This is a genomic window from Stenotrophomonas sp. YJH_SMC_65, from assembly GCF_059369475.1.
This window is the reverse complement of sequence record NZ_JCAFSR010000009.1, coordinates 53,821-79,011: the sequence shown is the minus strand read 5'-3', so window position 1 is coordinate 79,011 and position 25,191 is coordinate 53,821. Positions and strand designations below refer to the sequence as shown.

19 protein-coding genes are annotated in these 25,191 nt (G+C 66.1%); 8 read left to right on the top strand and 11 right to left on the bottom strand.

From position 1 onward, the window contains the following. Positions 1 to 30 precede the first annotated feature (30 nt). Positions 31 to 2,403 (top strand): 3-hydroxyacyl-CoA dehydrogenase/enoyl-CoA hydratase family protein, encoded by a 2,373-nt coding sequence (locus tag AC5P7A_RS16740; RefSeq protein ID WP_049440713.1) that lies wholly within the window; start codon positions 31 to 33, stop codon positions 2,401 to 2,403. 74 nt (positions 2,404 to 2,477) lie between these two features. Continuing rightward, a complete protein-coding gene (locus AC5P7A_RS16735; protein ID WP_019661304.1) occupies positions 2,478 to 3,686 on the top strand; it encodes an acetyl-CoA C-acyltransferase in 1,209 nt (402 codons plus the stop codon). A 475-nt stretch (positions 3,687 to 4,161) separates the two neighbouring features. On the opposite strand, the gene galU is transcribed toward AC5P7A_RS16735, so the two are convergent. From galU to cmk, 8 genes are all read right to left on the bottom strand, one after another. Beyond that, the gene (gene galU, locus AC5P7A_RS16730; protein WP_032960751.1) at positions 4,162 to 5,040 is read right to left on the bottom strand and encodes a UTP--glucose-1-phosphate uridylyltransferase GalU; all 879 of its coding nucleotides are present in this window, start codon (positions 5,038 to 5,040) and stop codon (positions 4,162 to 4,164) included. Beyond that, complete coding sequence (locus tag AC5P7A_RS16725) at positions 5,037 to 6,950, bottom strand: polysaccharide biosynthesis protein (protein ID WP_014646852.1); 1,914 nt, start codon at positions 6,948 to 6,950, stop codon at positions 5,037 to 5,039. The genes galU and AC5P7A_RS16725 overlap by 4 nt, the downstream gene beginning before the upstream one ends. 3 nt (positions 6,951 to 6,953) lie before the next feature. After that, a complete protein-coding gene (locus AC5P7A_RS16720) occupies positions 6,954 to 7,943 on the bottom strand; it encodes an MraY family glycosyltransferase (RefSeq protein WP_046430191.1) in 990 nt (329 codons plus the stop codon). A gap of 3 nt (positions 7,944 to 7,946) precedes the next feature. Then, positions 7,947 to 9,125: a lipopolysaccharide assembly protein LapB gene (gene lapB, locus AC5P7A_RS16715; RefSeq protein ID WP_014646850.1), complete on the bottom strand. Its 1,179-nt coding sequence runs from the start codon at positions 9,123 to 9,125 to the stop codon at positions 7,947 to 7,949. A 6-nt stretch (positions 9,126 to 9,131) separates the two neighbouring features. After that, positions 9,132 to 9,416: a LapA family protein gene (locus AC5P7A_RS16710; protein ID WP_014646849.1), complete on the bottom strand. Its 285-nt coding sequence runs from the start codon at positions 9,414 to 9,416 to the stop codon at positions 9,132 to 9,134. A 77-nt stretch (positions 9,417 to 9,493) separates the two neighbouring features. Beyond that, complete coding sequence (locus AC5P7A_RS16705; protein ID WP_005409286.1) at positions 9,494 to 9,799, bottom strand: integration host factor subunit beta; 306 nt, start codon at positions 9,797 to 9,799, stop codon at positions 9,494 to 9,496. A gap of 87 nt (positions 9,800 to 9,886) precedes the next feature. Further along, entirely contained in the window at positions 9,887 to 11,572 is a 1,686-nt protein-coding gene (gene rpsA / locus AC5P7A_RS16700) for a 30S ribosomal protein S1 (RefSeq protein WP_005416230.1), read from the bottom strand. 198 nt (positions 11,573 to 11,770) lie between these two features. After that, on the bottom strand, positions 11,771 to 12,448 hold the full coding sequence (gene cmk, locus AC5P7A_RS16695) for a (d)CMP kinase (protein WP_014036894.1): 678 nt from the start codon (positions 12,446 to 12,448) through the stop codon (positions 11,771 to 11,773). A gap of 197 nt (positions 12,449 to 12,645) precedes the next feature. Between cmk and ykgO the strand changes: the two genes are divergently transcribed. From ykgO to AC5P7A_RS16665, 6 genes are all read left to right on the top strand, one after another. Continuing rightward, entirely contained in the window at positions 12,646 to 12,771 is a 126-nt protein-coding gene (gene ykgO / locus AC5P7A_RS16690; RefSeq protein ID WP_005409283.1) for a type B 50S ribosomal protein L36, read from the top strand. Positions 12,772 to 12,946: 175 nt separating this feature from the next. After that, positions 12,947 to 13,246, top strand: coding sequence for a hypothetical protein (locus tag AC5P7A_RS16685; protein ID WP_227837998.1), 300 nt, complete (start codon positions 12,947 to 12,949; stop codon positions 13,244 to 13,246). 39 nt (positions 13,247 to 13,285) lie between these two features. Beyond that, positions 13,286 to 14,323, top strand: coding sequence for an agmatine deiminase family protein (locus AC5P7A_RS16680; protein ID WP_014646848.1), 1,038 nt, complete (start codon positions 13,286 to 13,288; stop codon positions 14,321 to 14,323). 160 nt (positions 14,324 to 14,483) lie between these two features. Next, the gene (locus tag AC5P7A_RS16675) at positions 14,484 to 15,371 is read left to right on the top strand and encodes a carbon-nitrogen hydrolase (RefSeq protein WP_495220353.1); all 888 of its coding nucleotides are present in this window, start codon (positions 14,484 to 14,486) and stop codon (positions 15,369 to 15,371) included. Positions 15,372 to 15,385: 14 nt separating this feature from the next. After that, positions 15,386 to 15,916 carry a GNAT family N-acetyltransferase gene (locus AC5P7A_RS16670; RefSeq protein WP_069117148.1) on the top strand — a complete coding sequence of 177 codons (531 nt, stop codon included), beginning with the start codon at positions 15,386 to 15,388 and terminating at the stop codon, positions 15,914 to 15,916. Between the two features lie 4 nt (positions 15,917 to 15,920). Next, a complete protein-coding gene (locus AC5P7A_RS16665) occupies positions 15,921 to 17,141 on the top strand; it encodes a TraB/GumN family protein (RefSeq protein ID WP_014646845.1) in 1,221 nt (406 codons plus the stop codon). A 135-nt stretch (positions 17,142 to 17,276) separates the two neighbouring features. Here the strand turns inward: AC5P7A_RS16665 and AC5P7A_RS16660 are convergent, their stop codons facing one another. The 3 genes from AC5P7A_RS16660 to AC5P7A_RS16650 are packed head-to-tail and all read right to left on the bottom strand — an operon-like array spanning position 17,277 to position 25,023. Then, positions 17,277 to 20,363 (bottom strand): efflux RND transporter permease subunit, encoded by a 3,087-nt coding sequence (locus AC5P7A_RS16660; RefSeq protein ID WP_495220352.1) that lies wholly within the window; start codon positions 20,361 to 20,363, stop codon positions 17,277 to 17,279. After that, a complete protein-coding gene (locus AC5P7A_RS16655) occupies positions 20,360 to 23,881 on the bottom strand; it encodes an efflux RND transporter permease subunit (RefSeq protein WP_169412063.1) in 3,522 nt (1,173 codons plus the stop codon). The genes AC5P7A_RS16660 and AC5P7A_RS16655 overlap by 4 nt, the downstream gene beginning before the upstream one ends. Next, positions 23,878 to 25,023: an efflux RND transporter periplasmic adaptor subunit gene (locus tag AC5P7A_RS16650; RefSeq protein WP_014036886.1), complete on the bottom strand. Its 1,146-nt coding sequence runs from the start codon at positions 25,021 to 25,023 to the stop codon at positions 23,878 to 23,880. The genes AC5P7A_RS16655 and AC5P7A_RS16650 overlap by 4 nt, the downstream gene beginning before the upstream one ends. Between the last annotated feature and the right edge of the window lie 168 nt (positions 25,024 to 25,191).

Genomic DNA, 25,191 nt, shown 5'->3' with positions numbered 1-25,191 from the left:
GTAACTGCTGACCAACAAAGGCCCTACACCATGTCCAATTCCCTGCTAGTCCGCCGCGCCGCCGTGCTGGGTGCCGGCGTCATGGGTGCCCAGATCGCTGCCCACCTCACCAACGCTGGCGTCGACACCGTGCTGTTCGACCTGCCCGCCAAGGAGGGTCCGGCCGACGGCATCGTGCTGAAGGCGATCGCCAACCTGGGCAAGCTGAGCCCGGCACCGCTGGCCAGCAAGTCGCTGGCCGAAGCCATCACTCCGGCCAACTACGAGTCCGGCCTGGAGCAGCTGAAGGACTGCGACCTGATCATCGAGGCCATCGCCGAGCGCATGGACTGGAAGCAGGACCTGTACAAGAAGATCGCGCCGTTCGTGGCCGACCACGCGGTGCTGGCCTCCAACACCTCGGGCCTGGGCATCAACAAGCTGGCCGACGTGCTGCCCGAGCAGCTGCGCCACCGCTTCTGCGGCGTGCACTTCTTCAACCCGCCGCGCTACATGCACCTGGCCGAGCTGATCCCGGCCACCACCACCGACGCCGCCGTGCTGGAAGGCCTGGAAGAGTTCCTGGTCACCACCCTGGGCAAGGGCGTGGTGTACGCCAAGGACACCCCGAACTTCATCGGCAACCGCATCGGCGTGTTCTCGATCCTGTCCACCATCCACCACACCCAGCAGTTCGGCCTGGGCTTCGATGAAGTGGACGGCCTGACCGGTCCGCTGGTCGGCCGCCCGAAGTCGGCCACCTACCGCACCTCCGACGTGGTCGGCCTGGACACCATGGCCCACGTCATCAAGACCATGGGCGACACCCTGCCGAATGACCCGTGGCATGAATTCTTCAAGTCGCCGAAGTGGCTGGACGCGCTGATTTCCAAGGGCGCGCTGGGCCAGAAGACCGGTGCCGGCATCTTCCGCAAGGTCGGCAAGGACATTGTGGTGCTGGACCTGGAGAAGCAGGACTACCGTCCGGCCGATCGCGCTGCCGCGCCGGAAGTGGTCGAGATCCTGAAGATCAGGAACCCGGCCGAGAAGTTCGCCAAGCTGCGCGAGAGCCAGCACCCGCAGGCGCAGTTCCTGTGGGCGACCTTCCGCGACCTGTTCCACTACAGCGCCTACCACCTGGCCGACATCGCCGAGACCGCGCGCGACGTCGACCTGGCCATCCGCTGGGGCTACGGCTGGTCGCTGGGCCCGTTCGAGACCTGGCAGGCCGCCGGCTGGAAGCAGGTGGCGCAGTGGATCGCCGATGACATCGTCGCCGGCAAGAGCATGAGCAACGCGCCGCTGCCGGACTGGGTGTTCGATGGCCGCGATGGCGTGCACGCCGCCGAGGGCAGCTACAGCCCGTCGCGCAACGCCAAGCTGCCGCGCTCGTCGCTGCCGGTGTACCAGCGCCAGCGTTTCCCGGATCCGCTGCTGGGCGAAACGTTCGCGCCGGGCGAGACCGTGTTCGAGAACGACGGCCTGCGCATGTGGCACGACGGCGATGGCATCGCCGTGGTCAGCTTCAAGACCAAGATGAACACCGTGTCCGACCAGGTGCTGGACGGCCTGCAGGAATGCGTGAGCCGCGCCGAGAAGGACTTCCAGGGCCTGGTGATCTGGCAGCAGAAGGAACCCTTCTCCGCCGGTGCCGACCTGGCCGGCGCGCTGGGCCTGCTGCAGGCCGGCAAGGTCGACCAGTTCGAAGAAATGGTTGCCAACTTCCAGCGCACCAGCCAGCGCATCAAGTACTCGCTGGTGCCAGTGGTGGCTGCCGTGCGCGGCCTGGCCCTGGGTGGCGGCTGCGAGTTCCAGATGCACAGCGCCAAGACCGTGGCCTTCCTGGAAAGCTACATCGGCCTGGTCGAGGCCGGCGTCGGCCTGCTGCCGGCCGGTGGTGGCCTGAAGGAACTGGCCGTGCGCGCCTCGCAGGCCGCGGGCCCGGGCGGCGACGTGTTCGCCGAACTGAAGAAGACCTTCGAGACCGTGGCGATGGCCAAGGTGTCCAACTCGGCGGTCAACGCCAAGGAACTGGGCCTGCTGCGCAGCACCGACAAGGTGGTGTTCAACAGCTACGAGGCCCTGCACATCGCCAAGGCCGAAGCACGCGCCCTGGCCGAAGCGGGTTACCGCCCGCCGCTGCCGGCACGCCGCATCCAGGTGGCCGGTGACGTGGGTATCGCCACCTTCAAGATGATGCTGGTCAACATGCTGGAAGGCCGCTTCATCAGCCCGTACGACTACGAGATCGCCGAGCGCATCGCTACCGTGCTGTGCGGTGGCAAGGTCGACCGCGGCACCCTGGTCGACGAAGAGTGGCTGCTGACCCTGGAGCGCAAGCACTTCGTCGAACTGGCCCAGCAGGAAAAGACCCAGGCCCGCATCGCGCACATGCTGAAGACCGGCAAGCCGCTGCGTAACTGATCGCCCATCCCTGCTTCCGGTGGGTGCCGGCCGTTGGTCGGCACTCCGGCTAAAAAATTCAAGAGATCACTGCAATGACCAAGCAAATCCAGGACGCCTACATCGTCGCCGCCACCCGTACCCCGGTTGGCAAGGCGCCCAAGGGCATGTTCCGCAACACCCGCCCCGACGACATGCTTGCGCACGTGCTGCGCAGCGTCGTCGCCCAGGCCCCGGGCGTGGACGTCAACCGCATCGATGACGCCATCATCGGTTGCGCCATGCCGGAAGCCGAGCAGGGCATGAACGTGGCCCGCATCGGCGTGCTGCTGGCCGGCCTGCCGAACACCATCGCCGCACAGACCGTGAACCGCTTCTGCTCCTCCGGCCTGCAGGCCGTGGCGCAGGCCGCCGACGCGATCCGCCTGGGCAACGCCGACCTGATGCTGGCCGGCGGCACCGAGTCGATGTCGATGGTGCCGATGATGGGCAACAAGATCGCCATGGCGCCGAGCGTGTTCGACAACGACCACGTTGCCATCGCCTACGGCATGGGCATCACCGCCGAGAAGGTCGCCGAAGAGTGGAAGGTCTCGCGCGAAGACCAGGACGCCTTTGCCCTGGCCTCGCACCAGAAGGCCATGGCCGCGATCCAGAACGGCGAGTTCAAGGACGAGATCAGCCCGTACGAGATCGTCTCGCACCTGCCGGACCTGGCCGACGGCCAGCGCATCATCACCCGCAACAAGATCGCCGACACCGACGAAGGCCCCCGCCCGGACTCCTCGGCCGAAGGCCTGGCCAAGCTGCGCCCGGTGTTCCGCAACGGCCAGTTCGGCGGCACCGTCACCGCCGGCAACTCGTCGCAGATGAGCGACGGCGCCGGCGCCGTGCTGCTGGCCTCGGAGCAGGCGATCAAGGATTACGGCCTGACCCCGCTGGCCCGTTTCGTCAGCTTCTCGGTGGCCGGCGTGCGTCCGGAAGTGATGGGCATCGGCCCGATCGCCGCGATCCCGAAGGCACTGAAGCAGGCCGGCCTGACCCAGGACCAGCTGGACTGGATCGAGCTCAACGAAGCCTTCGCCGCGCAGTCGCTGGCGGTGATCCGTGACTGCGGCCTGGACCCGGCCAAGGTCAACCCGCTGGGCGGCGCGATTGCCTTGGGCCACCCGCTGGGTGCGACCGGCGCGATCCGTACCGCAACCCTGCTGCACGGCCTGCGTCGTCGCCAGCAGAAGTACGGCATGGTGACGATGTGCATCGGCACCGGCATGGGTGCGGCGGGTATTTTCGAGGCGCTGTAAGGTTCAAGGCGTTGCCTCGTTGGGCTTCATGGCGTGGGTCGGGTTGGCAGGGCTGCCCGGGACACGCCGTGAACCCTTCCATGGGGGCTCGATGGCGCCATCCATGGCGCCAACGGTCCCGGGCAGCCCTGCCAACCCGGCCCTTCCAGCCTCCCCGCGGCGGAGGGATGAGCAAAGGCAGGGTCAAAGGCTGGGGTCAGATCCCTTTGCTGCGCAAAGGGATCTGACCCCAACCCACGAAAAAAGGCAGCCAGTGGCTGCCTTTTTGCTTTTGCTTCTGCCTTTGATTCCGCCCTTCCCGTCCGCGCCACACGGAAACTGTCGAGAGGGGGCGGATGGCCCTCTCCAAAACCGTTGGCGCCATGGATGGCGCCATCGAGCACCATGGAAGGGCTTTGGCGTGTTTTGGAGAGGGCCATCCGCCCTCTCCCCCACGTATCAATCAAGGCGCCGCACGGAGCGCTTGATAAAACCCTTATTCCGCCAGCATCGCCGCCAGCTTCTCCCGCGCCGGGCCAGCCAGCTTCGGGTTGTCCAGCGCGAAGCGGATCGTCGCCTCCACCAGACCCAGGTGCGTGCCGCAGTCGAAGCGGGTGCCCTCGAAACGATAGGCATCGACTTCTTCGGTCTTCAGCAGCTCGGCAATCGCATCGGTCAGCTGGATCTCGCCGCCGGCACCGGTCTGGGTCTGTTCCAGCAGCTCGAAGATCTTCGGGCTGAGCACGTAACGGCCCACCACCGCCAGATCGCTCGGCGCGTCCTCCGGCTTCGGCTTCTCGACGATCTGCGAAATACGGCCCTTGCGGCCATCGAACGCGTCGGTGGCGACGATGCCGTAACTGGCGGTCTTATCGTGCGGCACGTCTTCAACCGCGATCACGCTGGCGCCACTGGCTTCGTTGAGGTCGGCCATCTGCTTCAGCGCGCCCGCACCGCGGTTCCAGATCAGGTCGTCGGGCAGCAGTACGGCAAACGGCTCGTCACCGATCACCGACCTGGCACACAGCACCGCGTGCCCGAGGCCCAGCGCCTCGGCCTGGGTCACGAAGATCGCGCGCACACCATTGGGGAGCACGTGCCGGATCAGTTCCAGCTGCTCCTGCTTGCCAGCGCGCTCAAGCTTCTGCTCCAGCTCGTACGCCTTGTCGAAATAGTCGGCAACGGCGTGCTTGTAGCGGTTGGTGATGAACACCAGCGTGTCACAGCCGGCTTCGATCGCCTCATCCACCGCGTACTGGATCAGCGGCCGATCAATGATCGGCAGCATCTCCTTCGGCACAGTCTTGGTTGCTGGCAAAAAACGCGTCCCCAATCCTGCCACCGGGAAAACTGCTTTGCGAATTCGCTTGCTCATTGGTGCCTGTTGGCCTCACGTGCCGGAAAAGGCACGACTTTAGCGGATGAAATGTAAGCATCCTGTTCGATTGGCGAGAATTCCGGCATCGTCGCAAACAGGATTTCCTGGATGCGGGCGGTGTCGTAGCTGGCAATCGCCTCGCGCAGGCGCGGAACGTTGCCCAGCACCAGGTCGCGCGAGAACGTACGCACGCCGGCTTCAAGAATCTTCGGGTGCGCGGTGGAGCGGTAATCTTCGTCCGAATAGAACAGCGTCTCGTGCAGCTTCTCGCCCGGACGCAGGCCGGTATAGATGATCTGGATGTCCTTGTACGGCTGCTTGCCGGTCAGGCGGATCATCTGTTCGGCCAGCACGCGGATCGGCACCGGCTCGCCCATGTCGAGGGTATAGATCGCACCATGCGACGCCGATGCGGCCGCCTGCAGGATCAGCTGGCAGGCCTCGGGAATGGTCATGAAGTAGCGGCTGACTTCCGGGTCGGTGACCGTGACCGGGCCACCGCGCAGGATCTGCTCGCGGAACAGCGGCACCACGCTGCCGGCCGACGCCAGCACGTTGCCGAAGCGCACCGTGACAAAACGGGTATGCGTGGACTTCTGGTCCAGGCTCTGGCAGATCATCTCGGCGTAGCGCTTGCTTGCGCCCAGCGCATTGACCGGGTCGACCGCCTTGTCGGTGGAGATGAACACGAAATGCTCCACGCGGGCTTCCAGGCAGGCGCGCGCGACGTTCTCGGTCGCCAGGATGTTGTTGCGCACTGCTTCACGCAGCTGGCGTTCCAGCACCGGTACATGCTTGTAGGCGGCCGCATGGAAAGCGGTATCGACGGGGTGCAGCGACAGCGCGTGGCGGATCACCGCTGGGTCACCGCAGTCGCCCAGCACCGCCTCGATCTCGACATCGGGGAAGCTGCGACGCAGCTCGCCCTCGATGGTCAGCAGCAGCAGCTCGCTGATCTCCAGCAGGATGATGCGACCGGCACCATGCCGCGCGCACTGGCGGCACAGCTCCGAGCCGATCGAACCACCGGCGCCGGTAACCATCACGGTGCGCCCACCCAACCAGCCGCGGATCAGGTTCCAGTCCGGCATGATCGGCTTGCGCCCCAGCAGGTCCTCGATCGCCACTTCCTTCAGCTGGCCCGGCAGCGACTGGCCCTGCAGGATGTCACTGAGCTTGGGCACGGTACGGAACGGCACGCCGGTGCTTTCGCAGATCGCGACGACGCGCTGCATGCCTGCGGCGTCCAGCGACGGCATGGCAATGACCAGCAGCTTGGCAGCGGTCTCGCGGACCACCGTTGGCGCGTCATCCAGCGTACCCAGGATCGGCAGGCCCTGCAGCTTGGCACCCCGCAGGTGCGGTGCATCGTCGAGCAGGCCGACCGGCTCGAAGTTGCCGGAGCGGCGCAGGTCGCGCACCAGGGTCTCGGCCGCCTGGCCGGCGCCGAGGATCAGCACGCGGCGGGCGCTGGAATCGGACTGCAGTGCCTGGTAGTCCTTCCAGGCGCGGTACAGCAGGCGCGGCGCGCCGAGCAGTGCCGACAGCGCGAACGGGTAGATCACCAGCACCGACATGGGTACGCCGTCGAAGCGCTTCCACATCAGCACCAGGATGATGGCCACCATGCCGATGAAGCTGGCCTTGAAGATGTTCAGCAGGTCGCTGACGCTGGCAAACCGCCACAGGCCGCGGTACAGGCCCACGCGCCAGAACACCAGGCCCTGCAGCAGCAGGACCAGGGTGGTATCGACGTTCCACAGGGGCAGCGCCGGGGCGTTGGGCAGGATCGAGTAACGCCCTGCATGGAGCAGCTGCCAGCATGCCCAGACCATGAAGAGGTCGTGGCAGACGATGGCCGAACGCGGCATCAGGCCGAGGATTCTGTCCCGCCAGGGTGAAGCCATAATTCAGGTAATTCCTTGTCGGTGGCGCATTCCATTGCGCAGGAGGAGCCAGAGGACGCTCAGCGCGATGAACCACGCGATCGCCACGACAGCCTCCCACCTCGGCTGCAAATTGGAGCAGACATTGAACACTGTAATACTGAACAGACCCAAAGCAAAGTACATCCCTGTCACCTGCGGGTGACTGGCTCCTGCCTGCACCGCGCGCTGGTAGACATGCTGGGTATGGGGTTCCATCCAGCGTTGTCCGGAAATGATGCGCGCCAGCAGTGTGAAGCCCGCGTCCACGAGGAACGGCGAAACCGGTACCAGCAGCAGGATCCAGTTGATATCGGTACGCACGCTGGCGATCGCCAGCACCACTGCGACCGCATACCCCAGCGCGCCGCTTCCAACATCGCCCATGAAGATCCGGGCGCGAGGGAAGTTGAACGGCAGGAATCCAAGGCAGGCCAGGCCCAGCGCCACGGCGGCCAGTGAATAGGGCCACGGCAGTACCGGCGCCAGCCCCAGCATCGCCACAACGGCCTGGCTGGCGGCGATGCCATTGATGCCGTCCATGAAGTTCCAGATGTTGATCAGCGACGCGGTGAACAGCAGCACCAGCACCGCCAACAGCCAGCTGCCACCATTCACCTTGACCAGGCCGGCCAACAGCGCTGCGGCGATGAAATGCACCAGCAGGCGACGCATCGCCGGCAGGGGCTTGTGGTCGTCCCACCAGCCGATACCGGCCACCAGCACCAGCCCAAGGCTGGCCACCAGCACCGTCGGCGTGCTTTCGGGCCAGGCCCAGATGGCCACGCCGGCGGTCACCAGCAGGCTGATGACGATGGCGATGCCGCCACCGCGCGGGGTGGCAACGCTATGGCTGCGACGCTCGCCCGGCTGGTCCATCAACTGCTGGCGCAGTGCATAGCCCCGCGCAGCCCAGGTCAGCAACGCACTGAGCAGGGCGAGCCCCAGCAGCGCGCCCATCACAAGCCAGGGCATGGATCAGAGCACCGCGTAGTTCAGCAGCGGCTTGACCGTCCCCCACTCCTTGCAGCTCGGGCACTGCCAGTGGTGGGTACGCGCACCGAAGCCGCAGCGCGTGCAGCGATAGGCCGGGTTGCGCACCAGCAGCTGGTCGGTGATGTGCTTGAGGTCATGCAGGGTGGCGGTGGAATCGGCTCCCTCGGCGAGGGTCAGATCGATCAGCGCGGATTCGCCACGTACCGACGGGCGATCCTTGAGCTGGCGACCGAGGTAGGCACGGGCCGGCGCCACACCTTCCTGCTCTTCCATCAACCGGGTCAGCGCCAATACCGGGGCGATGCCGCGGTAGTGCTCGGTCATCTCCGACAGGAACGCGCGTGCACCTGCCAGATCGCCGACCCTGCGATAGTTCTGCATCAGTGCCGGCAGCAGTTCCGGCAGGTATTCGGGGTCGTTGCGCGCGGCGCGCTCGAAGGCGCGCACGGCGGCCTCTGGGTTGCCCGCGTCGGTTTCCAGCCGGCCCTCGATGATGCCGGCGCGCACCGACATCGCGTCGGCCTGGTAGGCGCGGGCGATCGCTGCCCTCGCCTCTTCCAGCTTGCCGGCGCCACGGAAACGTTCGGCCAGTTCGCATTCGAACTGTCCGATCAGCTTGCCCATCGGCTCGCCGGTGACGTCCTCGAAACGGGTCGCGTTGTCGATCGCCTTTTCCCAGTCGCGCTCGGCCTGGTAGATGCCGATCAGGTGCTTGAGCGCCTGCGGTGCGCGCTGATCCAGCTGCGCCAGCTCGGTGAACACGGTCTCGGCACGGTCCAGCAGGCCGGACTTCATGTAATCCTCGCCCAGCGCCAGCAGGGCCTGCACGCGCTGTGCATCACTGAGGTCGTGGCGGTTGACCAGGCCCTGGTGCAGGCGGATGGCGCGGTCGACTTCGCCGCGGCGGCGGAACAGGTGGCCCAGCGCGACCTGGGTCTCGAAGGTTTCCTTGTCCAGCTCGGCGATGTGCAGGAACAGCTCGATGGCCTTGTCCGGCTGCTCGTTGAGCAGGTAGTTCAGGCCACGGAAATAGGTGCTCGACAGGCGGCTGACCTGGCTGTCACCGTGGCGTTGACCACCGCGCCGCCCGATCACCCACCCAGCCAGGGCGGCCAGCGGAACGAACAGGAAGAACCAGAACCACTCGGTGACGAAATCCATCTTCGATCAGCGTCCATCAAAAGATTGAGGGGAAGCAACCGGTGCCGGCGTGGCGGCAGCGGACTTGTTGGCGCGGCGCAGCTGGCTGTAGAGCGGAATGACCACGCTCACCAGCACCAGGCCAGCGCCAACGATGACGCCGATCAGCAACGCGGCAATGATGGCCACGCCGACCGAGGTCTTAAGCTGGGTGAACAGCAGGTTGATGGTCATCTCGTCCATGTTCATGGCACCGATGATCAACCCAAGAATGAGTACCGCCAGCAGGACCAGCAGACGAAAAACCTTCATGCGACAGCTCCAGTGGCAGGAGTCCGTAGCTTATCCGACTCGCGGCTGGATTCGCACGCGGTGGCGCGACGGAAGGCTCAGGCCGGATCGGCGTCCAGCGGCAGCACACTGCTGACCCGCTCGCGCAGTTCCTTGCCCGGCTTGAAATGGGGGACATGCTTGCCCGGCAGGGCAACCGATTCGCCGGTCTTCGGGTTGCGACCCAGGCGCGGCGGACGATAGTGCAGCGAGAAGCTGCCAAATCCACGGATTTCGATGCGATCCCCGGCGGACAGCGATCCGCCCATCATTTCCAGCAACGACTTCACCGCCAGATCGACATCATCGGCCTTCAGGTGCGCCTGGCGGCGCGCAAGGATTTCGATCAGTTCGGATTTGGTCATTACCGGCTCACATCAGGGGCATCTCAGCCTGAAACGGCCCGGGCAATGCCCGGGCCGTCCAGGAAACAACGAACAGCGTAAGGCCGATTACTCGGACTTGTTGCCGTTCAGCTGTGCACGCAGCAGCGCGCCCAGCTGGGTGGTGCCGCTGGAAGCCGAAGAGGACTGGTATTCCTCCAGCACTTCGCGCATTTCCGCGTCGTCCTTGGCCTTGATCGACAGCTGCAGGGTACGGCCCTTGCGGTCCATGCCCACGAACTTGGCTTCGACCTTGTCGCCGACCTTCAGGTGCTGGGTGGCGTCGTCAACGCGCTCGTTGGCGATGTCGCGGGCCGAGACGTAACCTTCGATGCCGTCAGCCAGCTCGATGATCGCGCCCTTGGCGTCGACTTCCTTCACCACGCCTTCAACCTTGGAGCCCTTCGGATTGGCAGCCATGTACTGGCCGAACGGATCCTGCTCCAGCTGCTTCACGCCCAGGGAGATGCGCTCGCGCTCCGGATCGACAGCCAGGACGACGGCGTCCAGGGTATCGCCCTTCTTGAAGTTGCGAACGACGTCTTCGCCGGTGGTGTTCCAGCTGATGTCGGACAGGTGGACCAGGCCGTCGATGCCGCCGTCCAGGCCGATGAAGATGCCGAAGTCGGTGATCGACTTGATCTGGCCCGACACCTTGTCACCCTTCTTGTGGGTGGCAGCGAAGGTTTCCCACGGATTGGCGGCAACCTGCTTCATGCCCAGCGAGATACGGCGACGCTCTTCATCGACGTCCAGCACCATCACTTCGACTTCATCACCAACCTGGACAACCTTGGACGGGTTGACGTTCTTGTTGGTCCAATCCATCTCCGAGACGTGCACCAGGCCTTCGACGCCCGGCTCGATCTCAACGAACGCACCGTAATCGGTGACGTTGGAGACCTTGCCGAAGACGCGGCTGTTGGCCGGGTAACGACGGCCGATGTTGTCCCACGGATCCTCGCCCAGCTGCTTCAGGCCCAGCGAAACGCGGTTGCGCTCGCGGTCGAACTTCAGCACGCGGACGTCCAGCTCGTCGCCGACGTTCACGACTTCCGACGGGTGACGCACGCGCTTCCACGCCATGTCGGTGATGTGCAGCAGGCCGTCGATACCGCCCAGGTCCACGAACGCGCCGTAATCGGTCAGGTTCTTGACGACACCCTTCAGGATCGCGCCTTCCTGCAGCTTGTCCATCAGCTGCTCGCGCTCTTCCGAGTGCTCGCTTTCGACGACAGCGCGGCGCGAGACCACGACGTTGTTACGCTTGCGGTCCAGCTTGATGAGCTTGAACTCGAGTTCCTTGCCTTCCAGGTAGGCCGGATCGCGCACCGGGCGCACATCGACCAGGGAACCCGGCAGGAAGGCGCGGACATCCTTGATGTCCACGGTGAAACCACCCTTGACCTTGCCGCTGATGCGGCCGGTGATGGTTTCGTTCTTTTCCAACGCTTCTTCCAGCTCGTCCCACACCATCGCGCGCTTGGCCTTCTCGCGCGACAGGACGGTTTCGCCGAAGCCGTTCTCGATCGAGTCGAGGGCGACCTTGACGATGTCGCCTTCGGCGACGTCGATTTCGCCAGCGTCGTTACGGAACTGTTCGATCGGCACGATGCCTTCGGACTTCAGGCCAGCGTTGATCACCACGACGTCGCCGCGGACTTCAACAACGGTACCGCTGACGATGGCGCCCGGCTTCAGCTTGGCCAGATTGGCCTGGCTGGCTTCAAACAGTTCGGCAAATGATTCGGTCATTAGATTTACTCTGTTGGACACATGGGTCGGTGGCGTCCCCTTCAGGGGAATGGCGACCGCCCGCCTGTTGGTCGACCCCGGAAACGCAGGTCGTGTGTAGTAGGAAAACCGCCACGCATCATTGCGCGACGGAGCTGGTACAGCACTGCTATGCGCGACCACCGCCGATGCTGCTGGCAGCGCTCCCGCGCGAACGGATCAGGCAGCCGGAACCGGAAGCAGATCCATCACTCTGGCAACGACATCATCGATGCCGATGCCTGTGGTGTCGATGAGGACAGCATCGTCTGCCGGCTTCAGGGGCGCCACGGTACGCTGGGCATCACGGGCGTCGCGGGCCATGATCTCGCGCAGGAGGTCATCAAAGTTAACAGAAACCCCCTTGTCTTTCAACTGCTTATGCCGGCGCTCGGCGCGCTCCTCGGCACTGGCGGTCAGGAAGACCTTGTAGGAGGCGTCCGGGAAGATCACCGTGCCCATGTCGCGGCCGTCGGCGACCAGGCCCGGCAGCTCCCTGAATGCGCGCTGGCGCTCCTTCAGGGCAGCGCGGACCTCGGGAATGGCGGCAATGGCCGAGGCCAGCGCACCGGTGGTCTCCAGGCGCAGCTCGTCGGTGGCATCGGTGCCGTTGACCATGACCCGCATGGCATCGCCCTGCTCGACAAACTGAACGTGGGTATCGAAGGTGCAACGCACCAGCGCCGAGGCGTCGGAGGTATCGATGTCGGCCCAGCTTGCGGCCACGCCCACCGCCCGGTACAGCGCGCCCGAATCCAGGTAATGCCAGCCCATCCGGCGCGCGATGATGCGGCTGATGGTACCCTTGCCGGCCCCGGATGGGCCGTCGATGGTCAGGACGGGAGCGAGTGGATTCATGGGGGTCCCAGAGCGTGTGAAGAGGCCATTCTAGCCCCTGCCAGACGCCCCCAGCGGGATCTTTTGTGCAACCACTTGAAACCACGAGGAAAAGCCCGGTAGAATGGCGGGCTTGAACGAGCGTCAACTGCCGATTGTCTTTCGCATATCGCGGCCACGCTCCACCCGAACAACTACTGTTTACGCCGAGGTATGCCATGAAAGTCCTGTCCTCCCTGAAGTCGGCGAAGGCCCGTCACCGTGACTGCAAGGTCGTGCGTCGTCGTGGCAAGATCTTCGTCATCTGCAAGTCGAACCCGCGTTTCAAGGCGCGTCAGCGCTAAGCCTCACAGCCTTCCGGCTGCGGCTGGCCCTACGCGGGGCCGACCCGATGCAAGAAACCGCCTTCGGGCGGTTTTTTGTTTATGCGGCTTTTTCCTGCCGTTTTTGCTGTAATCGCCTTTCTTGACCACTGGGGAGTAGATCGAGATGAAGCGTTACCTGTCCGCCCTGGCCGTGATGGCCACCCTGGCCGCCGCCACACCGGCACTGGCCGATACCCTGCTTGTCGACCGCGCCCGCGAGAAGCCGGCCGGTGCCCTGCCCGTGCGCGGCCAGAGCATGCAGCAGGTGCAGGCGCAGTTCGGCGCGCCCAGCGAGCAGCTGCAGCCGCGTGGCGGGCAGAAGCGGCAATGGCCGACCATCAACCGCTGGGTGTACCCGCAGTTCACCGTCTACTTCGAGAAGCAGAAGGTGATCGACGTGGTGGCCAACCAGGCGGACCCGAACGAAATCGGCCCGAAACCGCCGATCCGTTGATCCCATTACCCGCCGTGGGCGGGCCTGTGTAGCGAGACCATGAACCAGACCCTTCGTTTTCCTGCCGAATGGGAAGCCCAGAGCGGCGTCCTGATTGCCTGGCCCACCGCCGATACCGACTGGGCCGACCGCCTGGGCCAGGTGGAAGAGACCTACATCGCCCTAGTCGCGGCCATCACCCGCTTCCAGCCGGTGCTGATCTGCGTGGCCGACGACGATGTGGAGACCTACGCCGAGATGCGACTGCGCTCCAACCGCATCGACATGGACAAGGTCCACTTCACCACGGCGGCCTACGACGATACCTGGCTGCGCGACTCCGGCCCGATCACCCTGCGCCGTGCCGACGGCGGCTTCCAGCTGCTGGATTTCCGCTTCACCGGCTGGGGCGGCAAGTTCGACGCCACCCTGGATGACCAGCTGGTGGGCGTGCTCGACCAGGCCGGCGTATTCAACGATGCGCCGGTCCGCAGCATTCCGTTCGCGCTGGAAGGCGGCGGCATCGAGACCGACGGTGAAGGCACCCTGCTGACCACCTGGAAGTGCCTGCACGAGCGCCACCCGGACCGCGACCGCGCCAGCCTGAGCGCCGACCTGGCCGACTGGCTGCAGCAGGACCGCGTGCTGTGGCTGGACCACGGCTACCTGGAAGGCGACGACACCGACGCGCACATCGATACCCTCGCCCGCTTCGCCTCCGCTGACAGCATCGTCTACCAGGCCTGCGACGACGAGAGCGACTCGCATTACGCCGAACTGCAGGCGATGGGCAATGAGCTGGCCGCGCTACGCACCAGGGATGGCCAGCCGTACCGCCTGTTCCCGCTGCCGTGGGCCCGGCCGGTGATCGACGAAGGCCGTCGCCTGGCTGCCTCGTACGCCAACTACCTGATCGTCAATGGCGCGGTGCTGATGCCGGCCTATGGCGACCCGGCCGATGACCTGGCCCGCGACGTGCTGGCACAGGCGCACCCGGGCCGAGAGATCGTGCAGGTGCCCTGCCGCTCGCTGATCTGGCAGAACGGCAGCCTGCACTGCATCACCATGCAGCTGCCGGCTGGGCTGTTGAAGGCGTAACGGTCGTGCCGGCCGCTGGCCGGCAACCCTGCAATGCCTGATGGATCCACGGGATTGCCGGCCAGCGGCCGGCACTACCCGCTGCGCCATTCAGCGCGCGACACGCCGTCGCCGCCCATCCGCGCTAACATGCTGGTTTTCCCCCGCAGGAACGCCCCGCATGAACTCGCGCAGCCCCCTTACCGTCGCCCTGATCCAGGAGCGCAACCACGGTGATGCCGCCGCCAACCTGGCGGTGATCGAAGCACGCGTGGCCGAGGCGGCTGCGCAGGGTGCCAAGCTGGTGCTGCTGCAGGAACTGCATAACGGCCCGTACTTCTGCCAGCACGAATCGGTGGACGAGTTCGACCTGGCCGAGCCGATTCCGGGCCCGAGCACCGAGCGCCTTGGCGCGCTGGCGAAGAAGCATGGCGTGGTGCTGGTCGGCTCGCTGTTCGAGCGCCGCGCTGCCGGGCTGTACCACAACACCGCCGTGGTGTTCGAGAAGGACGGTACGCTGCTCGGCAAGTACCGCAAGATGCATATCCCGGACGACCCGGGCTTCTACGAGAAGTTCTACTTCACCCCGGGCGACATCGGCTTCACGCCGATCGATACCTCGGTGGGCCGCCTGGGCGTGCTGGTGTGCTGGGACCAGTGGTACCCGGAAGCGGCGCGCCTGATGGCGCTGGCCGGCGCCGAGCTGTTGCTGTATCCGACTGCGATCGGCTGGGATCCGGACGACGTGCAGGACGAGAAGACCCGCCAGCGCGACGCCTGGGTGCTGAGCCATCGCGGCCATGCCGTGGCCAACGGCCTGCCGGTGCTGAGCTGCAACCGCGTCGGCCACGAGGCTTCGCCGCTGGGCGCGTCGGGCATCCAGTTCTGGGGCAACAGCCACGTGCTCGGCCCGCAGGGTGAGTTCCTGGCCGAGGCCGGCACCGAGGCCACCGTGCTGCTGTGCAACGTCGACCTGCAGCGCAGCGAGCACGTGCGCCGCATCTGGCCGTTCCTGCGTGATCGCCGCATCGATGCCTACGGCGACCTGCTCAAGCGCTACATCGACTGAGCCGGAGCCCGCGCATGGCCGTCCTCATCCGTGATGCCGGCCCGGCCGACATCGACGCGATCACCGCGATCTATGCGGTGGAAGTGACTGACTTCGTCAACACCTACGAGTACGACATTCCGGACGCGACCGAGATGCTGCGCCGCATGCGCGACATCGTCGATCGCGGCTTCCCCTACCTGGTCGCCGAGATCGACGGCCAGGTCGCCGGCTATGCCTACGCCAATACCTACCGCACCCGCGTCGCCTACCAGTGGACCGTTGAGAACTCGGTCTACGTCGATGCCCGCTTCCAGGGCCAGGGCGTCGGCACCGGCCTGCTGCAGGCGTTGATCAACGCCTGCATCGCACGTGGCTACCGGCAGATGGTGGCGGTGATCGGCGAGCCGACCAACACTGCTTCAATCAAGCTGCACGAACGCTTCGGCTTCGAACTGGTGGGCGTGTTCCGTGGCCTCGGCCGCAAGCATGGCCGCTGGCTGGACACCGTGCAGATGCAGCGCGCGCTCGGCGATGGCGCCGACACCGCACCTTCCAATGAATGAACCCATGACCGAAACCCTTCCCGAGACCGGTGACGACCTGTTCGCCGGCCAGCCGGTGCGCGTCGTCGAACGCGACGGCGTGCGCTACACCCTGCTGGGCACCGCCCACGTCTCCCGCGCCAGCGTCGAGGCCGTGGAAAAAGCCATCGACAGCGGCCGCTTCGATGCGGTTGCCGTCGAGCTGGACCCGCAGCGCCTGCAGGCGCTGAGCGACCCGGACACGCTGGCCAAGCTCGACCTGGTCGAGGTGATCCGCAAGGGCCGCGTCGCCCTGTTCGCCGCCAACCTGGCCCTGTCCGCCTACCAGCGCCGCCTGGCCGAACAGCTCGACATCGAGCCGGGCGCGGAACTGAAACGCGCGGTGGAACTGGCGCGCGAACGCGACCTGCCGGTGCACCTGATCGACCGCGAGGTCGGCCTGACCTTCCGCCGGGCGTCGCAGCGGCTTGGGTTCTTCGGCAAGCTGAAGCTGGTTGCCGGGCTGGGCGCCGGCCTGTTCTCGTCCGAGGAAGTGGGCGAGAACGAGATCGAAAAGCTCAAGCAGGGCGACATGCTGGAATCGAGCTTCGGTGAGTTCGCCAGCGAGAGCCCGGCGCTGTACGAAACCATCATCGGCGAGCGCGACCGCTACATGGCCACGCGCCTGCGCGAGGAGCACACCCCGCAGCAGCGTGAAGTGCTGGCGGTGGTCGGTGCCGGTCACTTGGCCGGGCTGGCGCGCTACCTGGAAACCGATACCGAGGCACCGGCGCCGCTGCGCGCCGAGCTGGAGGCGGTGCCGAAGAAGCGCAACATCCCGTGGTTCACGCTCGGCATCCTGGCGATCGTGGCGACCGGCATCGGTGTGGGCTTCTACCGCGGCGGCCTGGGCGTGGGCACCGAGCTGCTGGCGACCTGGGCAATGTATACCGGCGGACTGGCGGGCCTGGGCTGCCTGCTGGCAGGCGGTCACCCGCTGAGCATTCTCACCGCGATCGCGGTGGCCCCGTTCAAGCCGTTCCGCCTGAGCATCCCGACCGGCGCATTCTCGGCGCTGGTGGAAGCGCGCCTGCGCAAGCCGGCCTACGAGGACTTCCTGAAGCTGCGCGACGATGCGCAGAGCCTGAAGGGCTGGTACCGCAATCGCGTTACCCGCGTGGTGCTGACCTTCATGCTGACCAACATCGGCAGCATGCTCGGCCTGTGGCTGACCACCTTCAAGGTGTGGGGCAAGGTGGCGGGGTAAGCCTCTCAACCGGCCACAGAATCTGTAGCGCCCGAGCCCATGCTCGGGCGACGCCGCGACGCGGCGAGCAGAAAAAAAGGGGGAGACCGCCCCACTACGACCGGCCTCCCCCACACCACAACACGTTGGCGCGCATTACAGCCGGGCAGCGCCCGGCTCCATCCTCTCCAGCCCGCGTGCACGGCGGATCAACCGCGTCACGGCATTGCGCAGGTCATCGAGCACCGCATAGATCGTCGGCAGGAACAGCAGGCTGACCACCGTCGAGAACGCCAGGCCGCCCGCAATCGCGCGCGCCATCGGCGAATACTCCGGGCCATTGCCGAACATCTGCGTATCGGTCAGCGAGATCGGGATCATCGCCAGGATCGCCGTGCCCATGGTCATCATGATCGGGCGCAGGCGTTCGCGTGAGCCTTCCACCAGCGCCTGGGTGCGGCCCATGCCGCTGCGCCGCAGGTTGTTGATGTGCTCGATCATCACGATGCCGTTGTTCACCACCACGCCCATCAGCACCAGGATGCCGATGAAGGACATGATCCCGAACGAGGTGCCGGTGATCCAGAACAGCCAGAACACGCCGAAGATCGAGAACAGCACGCCGCTCATGATCGCCGCCGGGAACAGCAGCGACTCGAACACCGCCGCCATCACCACGTAGATCATCACCAGTGCGATCAGCAGGTTGAACACCATCTGCTGCATGGCCTCGTCGTCGTTGCCGTAGTCGCCGCCGTCGAAGGTGAAGCCATAGCCGGCCGGGAAGTTCATCGGCTTGAGCACGGCTTCGATCGCCTTGCGCCCGTCCGGCGCGGTGACCTGCTCGGCCAGGTTGGCCTTGATGGTCAACGTGGTCTGGCGGTTGGTGCGGCCGATCTGGGTGGCCGACGAACCAACGTCCACGGTGACCAGGCTCAGCAGCGGCACGCTGCGGCCATCGCCGGTGCGCACGCTGAAACCGGCCAGGTCTTCCGGGCTGCTCTGCTCGGCGCCGGCAAAGCGCACCCACACCGGCACTTCGTTGTCACCGCGGCGGAACTCGCGCATCGGCGCGCCGCGCAGCGCCAGGCCGACGAAGCTGGCCACCTGCTCGGCATTGAAGCCGAACGCTGCGGCACGCTCGCGGTCGACGCGCACCTTCAGCTCGCCGCCCTTCTCGCCGTTGTCGATGCGCACGTCACGCAGCTCGGCACGCTGCGCCAGCAACGGCACCACTTCCTGGCCGATCTCCTGCAGCATCGAGCTGGAATCACCCACCAGCTGCACCTGCACGCCCTGGTTGCTGCCGCCACCGCCATCGCCGCCCTGGTTGCCGACGAAGTAATCGGTGCGTGCCGACTTCGGCAGGCCCTTGCGCAGTTCCTCCTGCAGCGGCTTGATGTCCTTGGCGTATTTTTCGTCCAGGGTGACCACCGTGGAGCTGCCTTCCTGCTCGCTGTACCACGAATACACCTGCTTCACGTGCAGGCGCTCGCGGTTCTGGTCGATCCAGTTCTCCACCCGCGCCACTTCCTCGGACATCTGGCGGTAGGTGTAGGCGCCCTTCCACATGTAGCCGATGAAGATGTCCTTGCCACCCTCACCACCGAACATGTCGACCTTGGTCAGCTTCATCGGCACCAGGCTGACCAGCACCACGAGCAGGATGCCGAGCAGGCTCCAACCGCGGTGATGCAGTGACCAGTCCAGCAGCTGCGCATAGCGTCGCTGCAGGCGCGCGATCAGGCCGGTCTGCGAGTGCACCAGCTTGGGCGTGGCCATGCGCGCGGACAGCATCGGGATCAGGCTGACCGCCACCAGCCACGAGGCCAGCAGCGAGACCGAGATGGTGATCGCGATCTGCGCCATGAAGATGCTGATGTTGTTGGTCTCGCCGAACAGGTTCGGCACGAACACGATGCAGTGGCACAGCGTGCCGGCGCTGAGCGCGATGGCCACGTTGCGGGTGCCGATGATCGAGGCCAGCCGTGGCTGCCCCGGCATGCGCTCGCGCTCCTGGTAGATGCTCTCCACCACCACCACCGCGTTGTCGACCAGCATGCCGACGGCCAGCAGCAGGCCCATCATGGTCAGGATGTTGAGTGTCACCCCGACGAAGTACATGAAGCCGAGGGTGATGGTGAAGCAGATCGGAATGGCCAGGGTCACCATCAGCGTCGACGGCCAATGGCGCAGGAAGAAGAACAGCACGGTGACCGACAGGATCAGGCCGACCGCGCCGGCCTCGGCCAGCTCCAGCAGCGAGGACGTCACTGCCTTGCCCTGGTTGTCGATCACCTTGATCTGCACGTCGCGCATCGACGGCTGCGCGCGGATCGCCTCGACCTCGGCCAGTGCCGCACGCGAAACGTCCACCAGGTTGGCGCTGCGTTCCTTGAAGATGTCCAGGCCCACCGCCGGGTTGCCGTCCAGGCGGCGCCCGTAGTTCATCCGCGCCGGCTTCAGGCGCACGTCGGCGATGTCGCCCAGGCGCAGGCCCTTGGCGTTGATCACCAGGTCGCGCATCTCCTGAAGGTCGGTGATCTCGCCTACCGGCTGCACGCGCACGCGTTGGCCGTTGTCATCGATCTGCCCGGCCGAGATCGAGAAGTTCAGCGTGCGCAGGCGCTCGCTCAGCTCGTTGATGCTCAACCCATGCGCGTTGAGCCGGTTCGGATCGATGGCGATCTCCACCTCGTTCGGCGGCGCACCGGTGATATCGACGCGGGCCACACCGGGAATACGCTCGATGCGCCGCTTGAACTCACGATCGAGCATGTCATAGGCGGTGGTCAGGTCGGTGGTGCTGGCCAGCCGCACCTTCAGCACGGGCTGGTCGCTGCTGGACCACTTGAACACGTTGTAGCGCTGCAGGTCGTCGGGCAGGTCGCTGCGGATCGCGTCGATACGCTCGCGCGCGTCCGACGCGGCAATGGCGATGTCGCGGTCCCAGTCGCTGAACTCGATGTAGATCAGCGCCGCCTCGGAGGTGGCCGACGAGCGCATGCGCTTGATGCCGGTCATCGTCGCCAGCGATTCCTCGACTGGACGGATGATGGTCCGTTCCACTTCTTCCGGGGTCGAGCCGGTGTAGGGAATCTGCACGAACAGGAACGGCGCGGAGATGTCCGGCAACGCCTCCAGCGGCAGCCGGAACGAAGCGATCAGGCCGATCACCACCAGCGACACGAAGCACATGATGGTGGTGACCGGACGGCGGATGGAGAACTCGGCAACACTCATGCCGGTTCCTCCACACCCGCTGTGCCGCCCTCGTCGCCATGCAGGCCCTCACCGGCGTGCTTGCGGCCGCGCTCACGGTAGTAGGCGTCGCCGCGACGATCCATCAGGTCGTACACCACCGGGATCACCAGCAGCGTCAGCAGCGTCGACACCAGCAGGCCACCGATCACGGTGATCGCCATCGGTGCACGCACTTCGGCGCCCTCGCCCATCGCCACCGCCAGCGGCAGGAAGCCGAACAGCGTGCACAGCGTGGTCATGATGATCGGCCGCAGGCGCGAGCGCGCACCTTCCACCAGCGCCTCATGCTTGGCCACGCCGGCCTCGCGCAGCTGGTTGACCTTGTCGATCAGGATGATCGCGTTCTTGGTGACCAGGCCGACCAGCAGGATCAGGCCGATGAACACCACCACCGAGATGGGCTTTCCGGTCAGCATCAGCGCCAGGATCGCGCCGACCAGCGCCAGCGGGATGGTGAACAGGATCACGAACGGGTGCAGCAGGGATTCGAACTGCGAGGCCATCACCAGGTAGACCAGGAAGATCGCCAGGCCGAAGGCGAAGATCAGCGACTTCGCCGCCTGCGCCAGTTCCTCGCCCTGGCCGCCGATGTGCAGGCCGACGCCCGCGCCCAGCGGCTGCTCGGCCACCATCTGCTGCACTTCGCGCATGGCGGCGCCGAGGTCGATGTCGCGCAGGTTGGCCGATACCACCGCGACCCGGGTCTGGTCGGCACGATGGATCTCGCTGGGGCCGGTGGTGGCGACCACGTCGGCCACCGCGTCCAGGGTCACCGGGCGGGTGCTGCCCGGATTGACGATCAGCCGGCGGATGCTCTCCACGCTGGCGCGGTCACCTTCCTGGGCGCGCACCAGCACGTCGATCTTGCGGTCACGGAAGCTGTAGCGGGTGGCGACGTCGCCACGCACCTTCTTCACCACCACGTCGGCGATCTGGCGGGTGGTCAGGCCCAGCGCACCGGCGCGCTCCTGGTCGAAGCGGATCTGGATTTCCGGGAAGCCCTCTTCCACCGTCGACTTCACGTCGGCGTAGTGGGCGTTGCCGCGCAGCATCGCCGCCAGGCGCTGGCCGGCCACTTCCAGGGTCGCCATGTCCTGCCCGCGCAGTTCGATTTCCAGCGGCGTGGAAAAGCTGAACAACGCCGGCCGCGCGAAGTCGACCTGGGCACCCGGGTGCTGGCTCATGGTGCCGCGCAGGCGCTCGGTGATCGCCGCTTCAGTGTGCGCATTGCCGCCACCTTCCATCACCACGGTCAGCTTGCCGATGTTCTCGCCACTTTCGGTCGGGCTGGCATCCAGCCGGGTGCCGCTGCCACTGACGCCATACAGCGAGGCCACGCCTTCGCCCTTGCCATGCGCCAACTGCAGCTCGCGCACCAGTGCATCAGTCTGCTTCAGCGGCGTGCCGGCCGGCAGCTTCACCGTCATTTCGAAACGGTCCTGCGCCAGCTGCGGGATCAGGTCGGCGCCAAGCATCGGCACCAGCGCCATGGTCGCCACGAAAATGATGGCTGCCACGCCCAGCACCTTGCCGGGATGCGCCAGCGCACTCGGCAGCAGGCGCAGGTAGCCTCGCTCGGCGCCTGCATAGGGCTTCATCGCCAGGTCGCTGGCCTTGCGCATCACCGGGCCGACCACCGCCACCACGCCGCGCCACAGGCGCACCACGAGCCAGGCCAGCGCATAGAAGCTCCAGCGCACGCTGGCGAGCAGGCCACGGCGGCCCAGTGCAACCGGCTTCTGCCAACGCTTCTGCGGCTGCCATGCTGCGTTCGGCGCCTCTTCCGGGAACGCCAGCGGCGGCCGCCCCTTCAGCGAGCTCAGCATCGGGATCAGGGTCATCGACACCAGCAGCGAGATCGCGATGGCGATCGCCACGGTCAGCGCCTGGTCGCGGAACAGCTGCCCGGCGATGCCATCGACGAACACCAGCGGCAGGAACACCGCGATGGTGGTCAGGGTCGAGGCGACCACGGCCATGCTCACTTCACGGGTGCCGGCGATCGCCGCCTGCAGGATGCCCAGGCCACGCTCACGGGCCTTGGCGATGCTCTCCAGCACCACGATCGAGTCATCCACCACCAGGCCGGTGGCCAATGCCAGGCCACCCAGCGACATCACGTTCAAGCTCAGGCCGAGCTGGCCCATGAAGAAGAACGTGGCGATGATCGAGACCGGCAACGACAGGCTGATCACGAACGTACTCCAGCCATCGCGCAGGAACAGGAAGATGATCAGGATCGCCAGCAGGCCGCCGATCACGGCATCCTTCTTGACGTCGGCGATGGCGTGCTCGATGAAGCGCGACTGGTCCTCGATGGTGGTCAGCTGGACATCGGACGGGAACGTGCCCTTGATCTGCTCCAGGCGCTTTCGCAGCGCTTCAGCGGTGGACACGGTGTTGGCGTCGCCTTCCTTGTAGATGGCCAGCTCGACCGACTCCTTGCCGCCCAGGCGGATGATCGCTTCGCGCTCCTTGTAGCCCTGGCGCACGGTGGCCACGTCCTTCAGGCGCACCGGCACGCCGTTGGCAACCACGCTGGAGCCACCGCCGGACGATGCGCTCTGTGCCGCCGACGCCGCCGCGATGGCGGCCGCCGAACCGGTCGACGCGGCGATGTTGAACATCTGCTGCAGCGCCGAGTCCGCCGCGCTGCCATTGGCGGCCTGGGTGGTCACCAGCAGGTTGCGGATCTCCTCCAGGTCGGCGAACTGGTTGACGGTACGCACCAGGAAGCGCTGCGAGCCCTCCTCCAGGCGGCCGCCGGAAATGTTGATGTTCTCGTCCTTCAGGCGCTTGATGACGGTGTCGATCGGCAGGTTCAGCTGGGCAAGCTTCTGCTGGTCGATGTCGACCTGGATCTCGTCCTCCAGGCCGCCGCCCACCTTCACTGCCGCCACACCGGTGACCGGCTCCAGCTTCTTCTTGAGGTCTTCATCGGCATAGCGGCGCAGGCCGGTCAGCTCGCGCACCGCATCGGCATCGCTGGTCGGCGCCGTCTTGTTCGACAGCACCAGGCGCATGATCGGCTCGGTTGACGGATTGAAGCGCAGCAGCACCGGGGCCTTGGCCTCCAGCGGCAGGTTCAGCGCTTCCATCTTGTCGCGCACCTCCAGGCTGGCCTGGTCCATGTTGGTGCCCCAGGCGAATTCCAGCACCACGTCGCTCTGGCCGGTGCGCGAGACCGACTTCAGCTTGCGCAGGTTCTTGACCACGCCGACCGCTTCTTCGACCGGCTGGGTGATCAGGGTTTCGATTTCAGTCGGCGCTGCACCGGTGTATTCGGTGCGCACGGTCAGCGTCGGGTAGCTCAGGTCGGGCAGCAGGTTGACCTTGAGATTGCCCAGCGCGATCAGGCCGAACAGCAGCAGCGTGACCGTGCACATGGCGATGGTCACGCGGCGGCGGGTGGCAAACTCCACCAGGCCGCCGCGCATGCCGGCGGCGGCGCCGTCGCTCGCCGGCGAGGCACCGTGGTCGTGGCCCGGGGCGGTCATTGCTTGCTCCCGGCCTTGTCTGCGGGCTTGGCGGCCGCAGCGACCGTCTTCGCCTTCGGATCGGCAATCACCTGCACCGTGGTGCCGTCGCGCAGGGCGACCTTGCCGGCGGTGACCACCTGATCACCGGCCGCCAGGCCATCACGGATCTCCACCCACGGGCCCTCGGCGTAACCCAGCTTGACCGGAACGCGTGCGACCTTGCCTTCGCGCACGCGGAACACCGCCGGCTCACCGTCGTCGAGCAACGCCAGGCGCGGTACGACCAGCGCATCGGCACGCTGGTCGTAGTCGATGCGGATGCGACCGAACATGCCGGGCTGCAGCGCGTGTGCGGCGCCGTCGAAGGCGCTGACCACGCGAAACGTGCCGCTGCCCGAATCCACCACCGGCGCGATGCGATCAACGGTGCCGGTGAAGCTCTGCCCCGGCAGCGCGTCGGCCGCCAGCGTCACCGGCTGGCCGGCGCGCAGGGTGGCCAGTTCACGCTCGGGCACGTTGAGGGTGGCTTCCAGCCGCGAGTTGTCGACGATGCGGAAGATCGGCGTGTTGATCTGCACGAAGTTGCCGGTCTTGATCGAGCGCGATGCGATCACGCCGGAGATCGGCGCCACCACCGTGGTGTAGGACAGCTCCAGCGTGGCCAGCCGGTACTGCGCGCGGACGTTTTCCAGGTCGTAGCGCAGCTGGTCGACATCGGCGGCGCTGACCATCTGCTGGCCGACCAGCTTCTGTGCGCGCTGGTAATTGTTTTCCAGCTTGCGCATCTGCGCTTCGCTCTGTGCAACGGCCAGCCGTGCACGATCCGGGTCCAGCCGCACCAGCGGTTGGCCGGCGGTGACCCGCTGCCCTTCCTCGACCAGCACCGCCAGCGCCACGCCGGAGGTCTTGGCGACCACCTGCGACTCGGCGCGTGGTTCCAGCGCGGCCGTGCCGGTGTAGCTGGCCGCGACGGCACGATGGCTGGCCACCGCCACTTCGACCGGGACTGCGTCGACCTTCTTCTCCTCCTTGGTTTCGGCAGCCTTGGCTTCGGAATTGGGCCCTGCGGCGCAACCGCCCAGCAGCAGGGAGGTGGAGATCAGCAGTGCGGCAGCGCAGATTCCGCTGCGACGGCCGGACAGGAAGGTTGGGTGCGACATCGTCGGGTCCCTGAAGGATGCGTGGACAGGTGTGGTAGCAAAGTAATGCACCACTTCACGGCAACACCATATCCCAAAGGTCATGGTGCCTTCACGCCGCCGGTCGGCCCGACCCCATTTCAGCTAGATGAAACCTGAGGCTATACTCGGGTCGTTCCGTACCCCACG

Bases quoted from the DNA above. Each gene is read 5' to 3' on its own strand.
- AC5P7A_RS16680 (WP_014646848.1), top strand. From the start codon at position 13,286: ATGAACCAGACCCTTCGTTTTCCTGCCGAATGGGAAGCCCAGAGCGGC.
- AC5P7A_RS16705 (WP_005409286.1), bottom strand. From the start codon at position 9,799: ATGACCAAATCCGAACTGATCGAAATCCTTGCGCGCCGCCAGGCGCAC.
- AC5P7A_RS16660 (WP_495220352.1), bottom strand. From the start codon at position 20,363: ATGAGTGTTGCCGAGTTCTCCATCCGCCGTCCGGTCACCACCATCATG.
- rpsA (WP_005416230.1), bottom strand. From the start codon at position 11,572: ATGACCGAATCATTTGCCGAACTGTTTGAAGCCAGCCAGGCCAATCTG.
- AC5P7A_RS16735 (WP_019661304.1), top strand. From the start codon at position 2,478: ATGACCAAGCAAATCCAGGACGCCTACATCGTCGCCGCCACCCGTACC.
- cmk (WP_014036894.1), bottom strand. From the start codon at position 12,448: ATGAATCCACTCGCTCCCGTCCTGACCATCGACGGCCCATCCGGGGCC.
- AC5P7A_RS16675 (WP_495220353.1), top strand. From the start codon at position 14,484: ATGAACTCGCGCAGCCCCCTTACCGTCGCCCTGATCCAGGAGCGCAAC.
- AC5P7A_RS16740 (WP_049440713.1), top strand. From the start codon at position 31: ATGTCCAATTCCCTGCTAGTCCGCCGCGCCGCCGTGCTGGGTGCCGGC.
- AC5P7A_RS16710 (WP_014646849.1), bottom strand. From the start codon at position 9,416: ATGAAGGTTTTTCGTCTGCTGGTCCTGCTGGCGGTACTCATTCTTGGG.
- AC5P7A_RS16725 (WP_014646852.1), bottom strand. From the start codon at position 6,950: ATGGCTTCACCCTGGCGGGACAGAATCCTCGGCCTGATGCCGCGTTCG.
- AC5P7A_RS16665 (WP_014646845.1), top strand. From the start codon at position 15,921: ATGACCGAAACCCTTCCCGAGACCGGTGACGACCTGTTCGCCGGCCAG.
- galU (WP_032960751.1), bottom strand. From the start codon at position 5,040: ATGAGCAAGCGAATTCGCAAAGCAGTTTTCCCGGTGGCAGGATTGGGG.
- AC5P7A_RS16720 (WP_046430191.1), bottom strand. From the start codon at position 7,943: ATGCCCTGGCTTGTGATGGGCGCGCTGCTGGGGCTCGCCCTGCTCAGT.
- AC5P7A_RS16670 (WP_069117148.1), top strand. From the start codon at position 15,386: ATGGCCGTCCTCATCCGTGATGCCGGCCCGGCCGACATCGACGCGATC.
- AC5P7A_RS16685 (WP_227837998.1), top strand. From the start codon at position 12,947: ATGGCCACCCTGGCCGCCGCCACACCGGCACTGGCCGATACCCTGCTT.
- lapB (WP_014646850.1), bottom strand. From the start codon at position 9,125: ATGGATTTCGTCACCGAGTGGTTCTGGTTCTTCCTGTTCGTTCCGCTG.
- AC5P7A_RS16650 (WP_014036886.1), bottom strand. From the start codon at position 25,023: ATGTCGCACCCAACCTTCCTGTCCGGCCGTCGCAGCGGAATCTGCGCT.
- AC5P7A_RS16655 (WP_169412063.1), bottom strand. From the start codon at position 23,881: ATGACCGCCCCGGGCCACGACCACGGTGCCTCGCCGGCGAGCGACGGC.
- ykgO (WP_005409283.1), top strand. From the start codon at position 12,646: ATGAAAGTCCTGTCCTCCCTGAAGTCGGCGAAGGCCCGTCACCGTGAC.